At 56.2% G+C, this 13,898-nt stretch carries 11 protein-coding genes; 3 read left to right on the top strand and 8 right to left on the bottom strand.

What is annotated here, in order from left to right; translation table 11 throughout:
- Positions 1-169: 169 nt before the first annotated feature.
- Positions 170-1,366, bottom strand: a complete 1,197-nt coding sequence (gene fabV, locus EDF78_RS02270) for an enoyl-ACP reductase FabV (RefSeq protein ID WP_133822419.1) — start codon at positions 1,364-1,366, stop codon at positions 170-172.
- A gap of 354 nt (positions 1,367-1,720) precedes the next feature.
- Between fabV and EDF78_RS02265 the strand changes: the two genes are divergently transcribed.
- Together EDF78_RS02265 and EDF78_RS02260 are read left to right on the top strand one after the other, a co-directional pair.
- Entirely contained in the window at positions 1,721-3,178 is a 1,458-nt protein-coding gene (locus tag EDF78_RS02265) for a sugar porter family MFS transporter (RefSeq protein ID WP_131693594.1), read from the top strand.
- Between the two features lie 175 nt (positions 3,179-3,353).
- Positions 3,354-4,028 carry a GntR family transcriptional regulator gene (locus EDF78_RS02260; RefSeq protein WP_133822418.1) on the top strand — a complete coding sequence of 225 codons (675 nt, stop codon included), beginning with the start codon at positions 3,354-3,356 and terminating at the stop codon, positions 4,026-4,028.
- A 129-nt stretch (positions 4,029-4,157) separates the two neighbouring features.
- On the opposite strand, the gene EDF78_RS02255 is transcribed toward EDF78_RS02260, so the two are convergent.
- From EDF78_RS02255 to EDF78_RS02225, 7 genes are all read right to left on the bottom strand, one after another.
- On the bottom strand, positions 4,158-5,414 hold the full coding sequence (locus tag EDF78_RS02255) for an aminotransferase class III-fold pyridoxal phosphate-dependent enzyme (protein WP_133822417.1): 1,257 nt from the start codon (positions 5,412-5,414) through the stop codon (positions 4,158-4,160).
- A gap of 11 nt (positions 5,415-5,425) precedes the next feature.
- Positions 5,426-6,490: a phosphotransferase gene (locus tag EDF78_RS02250; RefSeq protein ID WP_133822416.1), complete on the bottom strand. Its 1,065-nt coding sequence runs from the start codon at positions 6,488-6,490 to the stop codon at positions 5,426-5,428.
- Entirely contained in the window at positions 6,483-7,226 is a 744-nt protein-coding gene (locus tag EDF78_RS02245; protein WP_131693599.1) for an SDR family oxidoreductase, read from the bottom strand. Before EDF78_RS02245 ends, EDF78_RS02250 begins: the two co-directional genes overlap by 8 nt.
- A gap of 87 nt (positions 7,227-7,313) precedes the next feature.
- On the bottom strand, positions 7,314-8,141 hold the full coding sequence (locus EDF78_RS02240) for an ABC transporter permease (protein ID WP_095925835.1): 828 nt from the start codon (positions 8,139-8,141) through the stop codon (positions 7,314-7,316).
- 23 nt (positions 8,142-8,164) lie between these two features.
- Positions 8,165-9,430 carry an ABC transporter permease gene (locus EDF78_RS02235; RefSeq protein WP_133822415.1) on the bottom strand — a complete coding sequence of 422 codons (1,266 nt, stop codon included), beginning with the start codon at positions 9,428-9,430 and terminating at the stop codon, positions 8,165-8,167.
- Between the two features lie 169 nt (positions 9,431-9,599).
- Complete coding sequence (locus EDF78_RS02230; RefSeq protein ID WP_133822414.1) at positions 9,600-10,628, bottom strand: ABC transporter substrate-binding protein; 1,029 nt, start codon at positions 10,626-10,628, stop codon at positions 9,600-9,602.
- A gap of 247 nt (positions 10,629-10,875) precedes the next feature.
- Entirely contained in the window at positions 10,876-12,144 is a 1,269-nt protein-coding gene (locus EDF78_RS02225; RefSeq protein ID WP_131693601.1) for a 4-aminobutyrate--2-oxoglutarate transaminase, read from the bottom strand.
- Between the two features lie 146 nt (positions 12,145-12,290).
- On the opposite strand from EDF78_RS02225, the gene EDF78_RS02220 reads away from it, so the two are divergent.
- Positions 12,291-13,832: a PLP-dependent aminotransferase family protein gene (locus EDF78_RS02220; RefSeq protein WP_133822413.1), complete on the top strand. Its 1,542-nt coding sequence runs from the start codon at positions 12,291-12,293 to the stop codon at positions 13,830-13,832.
- Positions 13,833-13,898: the final 66 nt, after the last annotated feature.

Below are 13,898 nucleotides of genomic sequence, written 5' to 3'. Positions count from 1 at the left end.
ATTCCTTTTATCTGCCTGTTTCCTCAATGAGGGTATACCTTATTTATAACGAGAACAATGTGATTAACTGAATACTCAATGCAGTGTGGCAGGATATTTTTAATATAAAAAACCCACACCCACCTTTCGGCGGATGTGGGTTCTCAGCAATCTTTGGCGTTAAATCAGATTACATCTGGATCAGATGTTTGATTTTTACGTCCGGATTGGTGTCGGCTGCGTAATCCACACCGTTCAGGCCAAAGCCGAACAGACGCATGAACTCGCTTTTGTAGCCCGCAAAATCAGTCAGCTCAGGGATGTTATCGTTGGTAACTTCATTCCACAGTTTACCGACTTCTTCCTGCACTTCTGGCGCGATCTCTTTCAGGTCAGCGCGCAGACGGCCTTCGTTATCGACCAGTGGCTCAGCGCCGTACAGGCTGTCTTTGTACAGACCGTAAACCTGCTCGATACACCCTTCGTGGGTGCCTTTCTCTTTCATCACTTTGAACAGCAGGGAAAGGTACAGCGGCATCACAGGGATAGCAGAACTCGCCTGCGTCACAACCGCTTTCAGTACGGAAACACGCGCGTCGCCGCCCTGCTCTGCCAGTGTGCTTCGGATATCAAGAACACGTTTGTCCAGATCCTTCTTCGCTTCACCGATAGAACCGTTCCAGTAGATGTCCTGCGTCACTTCTTCACCCAGATAGGTGAACGCGGTGGTTTTCGCGCCTTCAGCCAGCACACTGGCGGCTTTCAGGTCGTCGATCCACATCTGCCAGTCTTCGCCACCCATAACGGCAACGGTGCCCGCGATTTCTTCAGGCGTTGCCGGTTCCAGCGTGGTTTCGTTGATGGTTTCTTTGTCGGTATTGATGCCACGGATCGTGACTTGCTTACCGATTGGTTTCAGGGTGGAGTTGAACACTTCACCGGTTTTCGGATGGGTACGGCGCGGCGCAGCCAGGCTGTAAACCACCAGATCGACCTGACCCAAATCTTGTTTGATCAGCTCAATGGTCTTTTGCTTCACTTCATCAGAGAACGCATCGCCGTTGATGCTTTTTGCATACAGACCTTTCGCATCGGCAAACTCTTCGAATGCGGCGGAGTTGTACCAGCCCGCAGTCGCGGTTTTGGACTCATCGCCCGGACGTTCGAAGAAGATGCCCAGCGTGGCAGCGTCAGAACCGAAAGCAGCAGAGATGCGGGCAGCGAGGCCGTAGCCGGTAGACGCGCCAATCACCAGGACTTTTTTCGGACCGCCAGCGATTTTGCCTTGCGCGGTCACGTAGTCGATTTGTTCTTTAACGTTCGCCTTGCAACCTTCCGGATGGGCAGTAACACAGATAAAGCCACGGATGCGTGGTTTGATAATCATATAGACCTCATTGCAACTGTCTCAGTAAATTGGCCGATAGAATATAGGTTTGCGCCGTTTCAGGCAAAACCTGACGCTTCTACGCCACGTAAACAGACTTCTCTGACCCTAATTCGGGGGCAGTTTGCTCAGAAAGCGGAAAAAACAGACAAAAATTCGTTCTGCTGAGTGTAATTCAGTTATGACGCGGTGCCTGCGGCAGGTGACGTATTTTCCGAAAAATCAGCGCCAGCGGCTGTCCGTTTCCCTTCATTTCGCCACTTCCCTTTCAAAATTCTCATTTTGGGTTAGGGTTATACGGTGTGATCTGCATCACACAATAACCATAATAATAGCCATATTTAGGGAGCGTCTGTGACTGAGAAAATAAACAGCGGCGATCGGAATGAGACGGTGAAAGCCTCGCAACCGACCGAACCGCTGGTAAAAGTAATCGCCTTTATTGCCACCCTCGGTGGCTTACTGTTTGGCTACGATACCGGGGTGATAGCAGGTGCTTTGCTGTTTATGAAGCACGATTTGCATCTGACATCGTTAACCACAGGGATGGTGACCAGCTTCCTGATCCTGGGTTCTGCCGTGGGTGCAATCTGCGCCGGGCGTGTGGCGGACCGTTTCGGGCGTAAGAAAATCATCCTGGTGATGGCGGTGATCTTTATGGCCGGTTCACTCGGCTGTGCCACCGCGCCCAACGTGGTGATAATGATTATTTGCCGGTTTATTCTGGGTCTGGCGGTAGGCGGTGCGGCGGCGATTGTGCCCATTTATATCGCCGAAATCGTGCCTTCCCATCGCCGCTGGCAGTTCGTCACCTTACAGGAACTGATGATCGTCTCCGGTCAGCTGATCGCCTATACCAGTAACGCGGCGATCAACGAAGTCTGGGGCGGTGAGACCACCTGGCGCTGGATGCTGGGTGTCGCCTGTGTTCCGGCGGTGATTTTGTGGGTCGGGATGCTGTTCCTGCCGGATACGCCGCGCTGGTACGCCATGCACGGCCGCTATCGCGAAGCGCGTGACGTGCTGGAACGTACCCGTAAAGCAGGGAAAGTAGAGAAAGAGCTGAGCGAAATCCGCAGTTCCATGAGTTCCAAAAGCGAGAAACATTCCCGCCGCCAGAAAACCATTTCTGTCTGGATGAAACGCCTGGTGTTTCTGGGGATTGGTATCGCCATGCTGCAACAACTTTCCGGCGTGAACACCATTATGTTCTACGCGCCGACTATGTTGCAGGCCACCGGGCTGAGCACCAATGCGTCTCTGATGGCAACTATCGCCAACGGGGTGATCTCGGTGATCATGACCTTTGTCGGCATCATGCTGCTGAGCCGCTTTGGTCGCCGTCCGTTGCTGCTGACGGGTCAGATTGGCTGCACCCTGACGCTGCTTGCCATCGGGTTGGTGACCTGGCTGATGCCGGAAACCGTCAACGGGCATCCGGATGCGGTGCGCAGTTATCTGGTATTAGGCGGTATGCTGATTTTCCTGTGTTTCCAGCAGGGCGCGCTTTCGCCGGTCACCTGGCTGCTGCTGTCGGAAATGTTCCCGATGCGTATCCGCGGGATGGCGAACGGTGTGTCGGTCTTTGCCATGCAGATGACCAACTTCTCCATCGCCTTTATGTTCCCGATCATGCTGAGTTCCATCGGCCTGACCCTGTCCTTCTTCTGCTTCGCGGCCATCGGCGTCGCAGGCGGCCTATTCGCCGTGATATTCGCGCCGGAGACGCAGGGCAAAACCTTAGAGCAGATTGAGAAACACTTTAAGAAACAGTTGCAGGATGACCCCGTTCCGCAGGAAGCGGGCAGTTAAGTTCCCGATAGTTTCACCTTTACCGGCCAGCGTGAGATCTGGCCGGTAAAGGCTCATGAAAGCCGATAAAAGCCTGTCCCCGCCACCCTCACATCTGATGCATCATGTTGTATAATCGGTTTCCACGCCCTTATCCCAACTCCGGGTGCGCGCACATTATTGCTACGGTGAACCTTTGAATTATCCCATCAGTTCGATTAATCACGCTTATCTGGGCAGCAGCGTTTACGCCACCTTGCGCGAAGCACTGATCACCGGTCGTCTGAAACCCAATGATCGTCTGCGTATCCGTGAACTGGCGGAGCAGGTTGGCACCAGCGTCACGCCCGTGCGGGATGCTATTTTGCAGCTGGCAAAAGAACAGGCGCTGGAGATGCGCACACCGAAAGATATCCGTGTGCCGCAGCTCGATGAGCAGCAATATCAGGAAATCCGTACCTTACGGCTGGAGCTGGAGGGGCTGGGCGCAGAAAAAGCCGCGCAGTCGGTGACGGAATACGAATTACAGCGGATTGCACAAAACATCGATAACAACCGTCAGGCCATCAGCAACGAAGATTTACCCGAAGCCCTGCGCCTGAACAGTGAGTTTCACCTGATGCTGGCGCAAAGCGCGCGCATGCCGTTACTGAGCAACTTTATCGACAGTTTATGGATGCGCACCGGCCCGCTGATTGCGCAGGCATATGCCCATTTTTCCGAACGCATGGCGATTGAGCATCACGAAGAGATTTTGATCGCGCTGCGTAAAGGCGACAGCGCGGCTGCCCGACGGGCCATTCAGGAAGATATTCTCGACGGCAGCCAGAAGATGGTGGAATTTCTGGCCGTGGGACGTGAAAAAGCCTGAGGCGAAAGTGTCAAATATGACCCTTTAATGCCGATTTTTACTGCCAGAATGCGCAAATAGCGTCGTGAACGGCATAAAGGTTCAAAAATGACACTTTCAGGGCTTAAATGGTTCGACGTGACGAATCTCTCACCCCATTTCCCCCAGCACATCCGCCAGTGTGTCCAGTAGCAGCGCGGCGTGTTCCGGTTTAAAGACCAGTGGCGGACGGATTTTCAGGACGTTCGCTGCCGGACCGGTGGCGCTGATCAGGACCTGTTTCCGGCGCATGGCATTGACCACACTGGCGGCGCGTTCAGGCGCAGGCGTATTGCGCTGATCGCTCACCAGTTCGACGCCGATAAACAAGCCATCACCGCGCACATCGCCGATGACCGGATAACGCGCCGCCAGTTTTTGTAATCCCTCCCGCAGAAGTGCCCCGGTCAGTTGCGCGTTCTGCTGTAACGCCTCGCGACGTAATACCTGCAACACGGCATGTGCCGCACGGCACGAGACCGGATTGCCACCGAAAGTGTTGAAATAACGCTGACGGCGGCCGAATTCGGCGAACAGTTCCGGTCTGCCCACCAGTCCCGCGACCGGATGGCCGTTGCCCATCGGTTTGCCGAGACTGACCAGATCCGGCATCACGCCGTAACGGGCGAATCCCCAGCGCTGGCTGCCGGTACGGCCAAAGCCGGGCTGGACTTCGTCAGCAATAAACAATCCGCCCGCCGCCCGTACCCATGCCACGGCGCGTTGCATCTCCGCCGGTTCGGGGCTGAAAACGCCGTCGCTGGAGAAAATTGTGTCCAGCAGCAGCGCCGCCGGTTTTACGCCTGCCTGTTTCATCGCGTCCAGCGCCCGCTCCACGCCTGCCGCGAATTCACCGGGATGGCGAAATGTGTCCGGCGCGTCAATCAGCCAGACATTTTTGCCCTGCTCAACACCTTCGCCGAGCGAGGGCGAGAGTTCCGCCAGCGCACTGGTCACACCGTGATAGGCCCAGCGCGTCACCAGCACGCCCTGCCCGCCGGTAATCTGCCGCGCCACACGTAATGCCAGATCGTTGGCTTCGCTGCCGGTACAGGTCATGGTCAGGTTGCGCAGTTCCGGCGGAAACTCCGTCAGAAAATCTTCTGCAAACTCGACAATCGCATCGTTCAGATAGCGGGTATGGGTATTGAGCTGCGATGCCTGCGTGGCAATGGCGTCCACCACCGCCGGATGGCAATGGCCGACGGACGCGACATTGTTGTAAGCATCAAGATAGCGGCGCCCTTCGTTGTCATACAGCCAGACGCCTTCGCCGCGCACCACGTGCAGCGGCTCCTGATAAAACAGCCGGTAGCCGCCACCGAGAAATTCCCGGCGGCCTTCTGATACCTGTTGCGTTGTGAGCATGGTCATCCTCTTTACTTCAGTTCAGATGCACAGCACTGCCGGAATATCTCGCCAGTCTGCGAAAAGGGCAACGTCATCAGCCGCGATAAACTTCCCCAGGCATGCGCCTGATTACGCAGGATATAGTCGCGGTTCTGCGGATAGAGTACGGCGCGGTGCTGGGCGATCAGTAAACTCAGCGCCAGCCGCGACGCGACCAGTTCCGGCAACAGCTCCAGCTCTGCTTCCGTCAGCGGCTGACGGGCGGTATAAGCGGCGATCATCGGGTGGCAAAAGTGGAATAAATCGCTGCCTTCGCCGTCCAGCTGATAAGCCAGCGCCGTCGCCAGTTCGTTAATCAGGGGCGCCATCAGGGCATCGCCGAAATCAATAATGCCCGCCAGACGCTGCGGGTCCGCGCTGCTGACCAGCACATTGTGGGCGTTGAGGTCATTGTGGATCACCTGACGGCGAAGTTGTGGACTGGCGGGCATGACTTTTTGCTGATGCGAATCCAGCACGCGGGCAATCGTGCGTCGCTGTTCAGGGTCAGTAAGATGCGGTAGCAAGCCGTGCAACCGCGACATGTCGCTGATATCCCACAGCAAATCACGCGCCGCCCCCGGATGTTCAAAATCGCTCAGTGCGATATCAAGACGGGCCAGCGTCTCGCCGAGAGCCCGCATCAGCGTTTTGCTGCGCGGCACCTGATATTGCGCGGTACCCGGCAGATAACTCACGGCGCGCAGCGTCAGCGTTTGTCCGGCCACATCCACCTGCGGCGTAAGTTCCCCGCTGCGGCTTTGCTGTAAACGCGGCACCGGTAACGCGCTGTCCCGCCGGGCGAGATGGCTGAGAATGGCGGTTTGAAAATCCACTTCGGCGGGGACTTCAGCGGGATTCACAAAGCGCAGCATATAGGCGCGACCGGAAAGAGTGGTCAGGCAAAAATTGCTGTCACGCTCGCCGCCCAGCACCTGCGCCACGCCGTCCAGTCCGTAAATCTGCGCGGCAATCTGTTCGGCCTGCGATGTGCTGACGCGAGGCACGTCAGTGGTGAGCAGGCCCGCCGTCAACCGAGAAGGGGCTTCAGACATGCTGACCGCCGTTGACGTGAATTTCCGCGCCATTGACGTAGGACGCCCCTGAAGTACAGAGAAAATGGATCAGCGAGGCGACTTCTTCGGCTTTGCCGAGACGCTGCAACGGCACGCTGCGCTCGACGATCTCCTGCGTACCCGGCGAGAGTATGGCGGTGTCGATTTCTCCCGGCGCAATGGCGTTGACGCGGATGCCATGCGGGCCGAACTCATGCGCCATTTCGCGGGTCAGGGTGGAAAGTGCTGCTTTGGAACAGGCGTAGGCCACACCGGCAAACGGATGCACTTTGCTGCCCGCAATCGACGTCACATTGATAATGCTGCCCTGCGCCGCTTTCAGCTCATCAAACAAGCCGGTGGCCAGCATGGCGGTTGAAAACAGGTTGACGTTAAACACCTGTAACCAGGTGGCATAATCGCTGTCGAGCACACCCAGACGCCCGCCGGTCGGCGTTTTTGGCGAAATACCGGCGTTATCCACCAGCGCGTCAAGCCGTCCGCCGAGGCGTTCTTTAATCATCGGTAAAGCTTTCTGCACGCTGTCGATATCTTCCAGATCAAGATGAATATGGTTGAGGAACCCTTCGGCCCACGGGCATTCATCCACCCAGTTCTGACGCGATGCGGTGAAAATCCGCCACCCTGCGGCGTAGAAATGTTTGACGGTCGCGTGACCGATGCCACGGCTTGCCCCGGTCAGTAAAAGTGTTTTTTTCTGAGTTGTATCGGTCATGAAGATGGCTCCCGTTATTTTTGATATTTGATGCATCAGGAATAATCAAAAAAAGAGGACCTGTAAAGTCCTCTGATGAATGTGACGTCAGTGTGTTACCGGTGAATGACGCAGGCGTTCGCCACGGCGGCGCAGCAGTTCCATCACCAGCAACAAAATCAGCGATGCGCCGACCATCAGCGATGCCGCTGCCGCAATGGTCGGATCGAGGTTTTCGCGGATACCGGCAAACATCTGAATAGGCAACGTGCGCTGGCGCGGACTGGCGAGGAATAAGGTCACCACCACTTCGTCGAAAGAGGCCGCAAAGGCAAACAGCGCACCGGAAAACACACCGGGCGCAATCAGCGGCAGCGTGACCTTACGGAATACGGTCCACGGCGAGGCGCCGAGACTGGCCGCCGCGCGCGACAGATTGCGGTCATAATTTTTCAGTATCGCCACGACCGTGATCACCACGAACGGCACGCCGAGCAACGCATGCGCCAGCACCAGCCCGAGATAGCTGTTGAGCAACGACACGCGGGCAAAGAAGAAGAACATGCCCACGGCGATAATCACTACCGGCGCGATCATCGGCGATATCAGGATCGCCATCACCAGCGATTTGCCACGAAACTCGCCGCGCACCAGCCCGACCGACGCCAGCACACCCAGCACGGTCGCCAGCAAAGTGGCCAGCGGCGCAATCAGCAGGCTGTTGCCCAGCGAGCTCAGCCATTCATCCGAATGGAAAAATGTCTGATACCAGCGCAGCGAAAAACCGGTCAGCGGATAACTGAGAAACGACCCGGCGTTGAACGACAGCGGGACAATGATCAGCACCGGCACAATCAGAAACAGCAGGATTGCCGCGCTGTAGAAATTAAAACACCAGCGCCACAACCGCAGTATTAACGCCCCTTTTTGCTTCATCGTGTGTTTCATCTTCCGGCTCCTTAATGGACGGCAATTTCAGCTTTGGTGCGCGTGACGCGGATATAAACGATGTACAGCAGCACCACAATCACCAGCAGCTGACTGCCCAGCGCGGCGGCCATTCCCCAGTTCATGGTCGTGTTGGTGAAGAAGGCCACGAAGTAACTGACCATCTGATCACCCGGCCCGCCCAGCAGCGCAGGCGTGATGTAGTAGCCGATCGCCATCATAAATACCAGCAAGGCACCGGCGGTGACACCGGCATACGTTTGCGGCACGTACACCCGCCAGAAGGCAGAGAAAGGATGCGCACCGAGTGAAATCGCAGCGCGGACGTAGTTGGGTGAAATGCCCTTCATCACGGCATATAAAGGAAGCACGATAAACGGCAGCATAATGTGGGTCATCGAGATGTACACGCCGAGACGGTTAAACACCATCACCAGCGGGTGATCAATGATGCCGGTGGCAAGCAGCGCACGGTTAATCAGACCGCCTGACTGCAACAGCACAATCCAGCTCGCGGTGCGGACAATCAGCGAGGTCCAGAACGGCAGCAGCACCAGAATCATCAGCAGGTTAGCGCGCCCGACCGGTTGTTTCGCCAGCCAGTACGCCAGCGGATAACCCAGCGCGACGCAACATAGCGTGACCACCAGCGCCATCCACAACGTTCGCAGCAGAACATTGACGTACAGCGCCTGATCCGGCGGCAGTGCGACGATGTGGCCGCTCTCCACGTCCACCTTGCGGTCAAACGCCGACAGTAAATAGAGGGACGTCACCGGACGTGCAGCGCGTTGCAGCGTCTGCCAGGTGCTGAGTTCGCCCCACAGCGGCATGCTCCGGATCAGCGGTTCACGGATCGCCCCGCCGTCTTGCGGTACGTGACGCAACGTGCCGGTGATCAGGCTGCGGTAACGGTTATCTTCGTAGCTTAAACGTTTGGCGACGGTCGCCATCTGGCCGCTGTTGCGGGCATTGCGCAAATCAGTGACCAGCGCGGAAAACGTGGCTTCATCCGGCACGGTTTTGCCATCCCAGCGGGCAAGCTGCGCCACCGTTTCCGGCAGGGTTGCGTCCAGCTCCGGATTGGTCACACTCTTGCCGAGAATGGACGCAATCGGGAACAAAAAACTGACGATAACAAACAACAACAGCGGCGCAATCAGCAACAATGAACGGCGCGTATATGCCGCTTCCACTTTGCGCAAACGCTGACGAAGCGTCGGCCCTTGCGCAGATCCTTCCGCCACCGGTGTGGTCAACATTTCGGTTTGGCTCATGTTTTTCTCCCGCTGCGGGCTCCGGTTTCATTTTTCACCAATATTCAGCACAAAATCATTCAGTCTGAATCTAGGCGGCAACTGAGACAGATCCCCGGGAACATACAAAAGTATGTGGCCGGGGTCTGCGAAGGCGGCCAGCGCAGAGTCAGACCGAAGGATGAAGTGCTTACTTCGCGGCCCAGGCGTTGAACCTCTGTTCTAAGTCTTCACCATGCTCAATCCAGAAGTGAGTATCTACCTGCAATGCGCCTGCCAGGTTTTTCTCTGCGGTCGGCAGATTCTGTGCATATTTCGGGTCAATCATGCCGGTAACCGATTTTTCGGTCGGGCCGTAAGGGATGGTTTCAGCGAAGACTTTCTGGTTTTCAGGCTTATTAGCGAAAGCGATAAACTGTTCTGCCAGATCTTTGTGTCTGGAGCCTTTAACGATCGCCCAGCTGTCGAGGTCGTAGAGGCTGTTATCCCAGACCATTTTGAAATCATGGCCTTCGCCCTGCGCGGCGCTGACGCGACCGTTATAGGCAGACGTCATGACCACGTCGCCGGAGACCAGCCATTGCAGGGGTTGTGCGCCGGATTCCCACCACTGAATATTCGGTTTGATCTGATCGAGTTTTTTGAAGGCGCGTTCAACACCCGCTGGCGTCGCCAGCACTTTATAGATGTCTTCACGTTTCACGCCGTCAGCCAGCAGGGCAATTTCCAGCGTGAATTTGGCGCTTTTGCGCAGGGCGCGTTTGCCCGGAAAATCTTTCACATCCCAGAAGTCTGCCCAGCTGGTGGGTGCTTTTTTCAGTTTGCTGGCGTCATAGGTCAGCACGGTAGACCACAGAAAAATCCCCGCGCCGCATTCGGTGACCGCGCCCGGCACGTACTGCGTTTTGTCGCCCAGTTTGCTCCAGTCCAGCGGTTCAAACAGCCCTTCGTCACAGCCGCGGATCAGTTCCGGGCTTTCTACTTCAACCACATCCCAGCCGACCTGTTTGGTTTCCACCATGGCACGGATACGCGCCATTTCGCCGTTGTACTCCCCCGGCTCGATCGTACCTTTTCCTGTGGCGGCAAAGGGTTTGTAAAAGGCTTTGTCCTGAGCGTCCTTATTCAGGCCGCCGAAAGAGATCACGGTCAGGGATTCTGCCTGAGCCTGAAACACTAACCCTGCAAGAAGAGTGGTAAGGGCAATTTTCTTAAACATGCTGTGACTCCTGGGTTAACAAAAAAAGTCGAAAAGCGCGAAGAGAACGGCATTGTTAAAAATATGATGCATCATATTTTATGATAAAGCATAAACCATGCCATTCCTGTTGGTTCTGTCCGCCACGCACAACACGGCGGGCGGACAGGGATGAAAGAGGCGTTATGTGATTTTTTTATGCCTCATGACCCTTCAGTTTCTGATTATCAGCACTGCTTTCGTGCATCACTGCACTGTATAGGTTTCCTCAGTCAGCCAGTACGTCGGACAAAATAGCCAGCGCGTCCCGGAACTGCGCGTCAGGAATGGTCAGCGGATAGAGGAAACGGATAACGTTGCCGTGTACCCCGCAGCTCAGCATCAGCAATCCGGCATCAAGTGCCTTACGCAGATACTGTCTGGTCAGATCGGCAGAAGGTTTGCCGGTGGCCGGATCGTTAAATTCCGCCGCCACCATCGATCCCCGACCGCGAACATCCACCAGCGCCGGACAGGTCGCTTTGGCTTTTTCCAGCACTTCCACCAGCTCAGCGCCCAGGCGGCTGGCGCGGTCGCAGAGTTTTTCTTCACGGATGATATCCAGCACGGCCAGCGCGGAAGCCACCGCCAGTGGGTTACCGGCGTACGTGCCGCCGAGGCCACCCGGCTCCGGTGCATCCATCAGTTCAGCGCGCCCTGTTACGCCGGAAATCGGCAACCCGCCGCCCAGACTTTTCGCCATCGTGACAATGTCCGGTTTCGCATCCGGATAATATTCCGACGCAAACATTTTGCCGGTACGCGCAAAACCGCTTTGGACTTCGTCGGCGATCATGACGATGCCGTGACGGTCACAGATTTCACGCAGCCCTTTTACAAAATCGTCCGGGGCGATATTAAAACCCCCCTCGCCCTGCACCGGCTCATACAAAATGGCCGCGACTTGCTGCGGGCTGATATCACTGCGGAAAATACGTTCGATACTGTCGAGCGCCATTTCCGTGGTGACGCCGTAAACCGCATTCGGATACTGGGCGTGAAAAACGGAAGCAGGGAACGGGCCGAATCCCACTTTGTAAGGCACGACTTTGCCGGTCAGCGCCATGGTCAGCAACGTGCGGCCATGAAATGCGCCGGAGAACGTGATAATGCCAGGGCGGCCGGTGGCTGAGCGGGCAATCTTCACCGCATTTTCGACCGCTTCCGCTCCGGTACTGAAGAACGTGGTTTTCGCTGTTCCGCTCACCGGAGAGATTTCGTTGATGCGTTCCGCCAGTTCAACAAAGCTGGCGTAAGGCACAATCTGGTAGGAGGTATGGGTGAATAAATCGAGCTGCCGGCGGATTGCCTCAACGATTTTAGGGTGACGATGCCCGGTATTCAGCACCGCAATCCCGGCAGTAAAGTCGATGTATTCCCTTCCCTGCTCATCCCACAACGTGGCGTTTTCTGCCTTCGCCGCATAGAAATCACACATGACGCCAACACCACGCGGTGTCGCGGCTTTACGGCGTTTTTCCAGTTCACTGTGACTCATCTTTCGCTCCTGCCCTGAAGGTTGATGTTTTTGGACTGCCGGTTGCGAGGTGAACAATTTGTCGAATAAGCAATCCGTTCTTGTTTTTTATCCCGCCAGCGGCTCTATAATCCAGAACCAGTTTGAATTATTTTGAGGATCCACTTTTGCGCTCATTGCTTTCTGACCTCATTTTGCAGCGCCTGACAGGACTTTCAGAAGCCGTAACAGGCACACTGAATAAGCGGGTTTATCAGGCATTACAACAGGCTATCTTTGACGGCAGTATCACGCCCGGCAGCCGGTTACCCGCCTCCCGCGACCTGGCCAAAGAACTGGATATTTCGCGCAATACCGTGCTCGCCGCTTACGAACAATTGCAGGCCGAAGGGTACATTCAGACCCGCACCGGAAGTGGTACCTTCGTCACCGCTGATTTACCCAAAGACGGTGTGATTGCCGATAAAACCACCCCGCGTTGTGCGCCGCTTCGCAGCCACGTATCGCTGTCCAAACGGGGGTCGCAACTGCTGACGCGCACCGGCGTGGCGTCGCACCAGTGGGGCGCGTTTATGCCCGGCGTGCCGGATGTGACAAAATTTCCTCACGATATCTGGCGCAAACTGCAAAATCGTCTGAGCCGGCGGCTGCATCCCGAATACCTCACCTACTCCCGCCACGGCGGCTGCCCGCAACTGCAACAGGCGCTGGCTGATTATCTGCGGATTGCCCGCTCGGTAGACTGCACCGCAGATCAAATCCTGATCACCGCCGGAACCCATCAGGCGCTGGATTTACTGGCAAAAATGCTGTGCGACCCCGGTGACGTCGCGTGGATTGAAGAACCGAGTTACTGGGGGATCCGCAATGTGCTGACCATCAACGGCGTAGAAATTCAGCCGGTACCGGTGGATGAAAACGGCATGGATCCACCCGACAACCCGCCGCAGGACCGTGCGCCGAAGCTGATATGCGTGACACCGTCACATCACTACCCGCTCGGGTCCGTGATGAGCCTGGCGAGACGACAAAAAATCCTGACGATGGCCAGCCAGCAAGGCAGTTGGGTGGTGGAAGATGATTACGACAGTGAGTTCCGTTATTCGGGGAATCCGATCCCCGCATTGCAGGGGCTGAGCAGCGATGCGCCGGTGATTTATATCGGTACGTTCAGCAAGACATTGTATCCGGCGATGCGGATAAGCTACGTCGTGCTCCCGCGTCCGCTGGCGTCGCGCCTGAAAATTGCGCATTCCGAACTCTATCGCGCAGGTAACGGACTGACGCAACTTACACTGGCAGAGTTTATCCGTGAAGGCCATTACGCTGCCCATATCCGCCGCATGCGTCTGCTTTATGGCAAACGCCGTAACGCCCTGACGCGGCTGATTGAACAGGAATTAGGGACAGAATTTTTATGTGAGAACAGCAACGCAGGGCTGCATCTGATTTTATCCTTGCCGGATTCGATCGATGACGTGGCGCTCAGCGCTGAGCTGGAGCAAAAGAAAATCCTGACGCGCCCGCTTTCTGCGTATTACCTGCGCCCTGCCCCGCGACGCGGGCTGTTGCTCGGTTACGGCTGCGTGCCGGAAGAAGAAATTGAGGCAGCGTTCGGGCATATCGTTGACTGTTTGCGACGCCGGCTGCATCCGGTCAGTGCAGCGCCAGCGCCAGAACGATACATCCCAGATGAACCGGGTGACTAGCCTGATCCTGCGTAACATGCTCAGCAGACTGCTAGCAAAAACCCAAGGTACAATAAAAAATACAAT

It is taken from the genome of Rahnella sp. BIGb0236 (assembly GCF_004364755.1).
Lineage (GTDB): Bacteria > Pseudomonadota > Gammaproteobacteria > Enterobacterales > Enterobacteriaceae > Rahnella > Rahnella victoriana.
The sequence above is the reverse complement of the archived record's forward strand: the minus strand, read 5'-3'. Positions and strand labels throughout refer to the sequence as shown.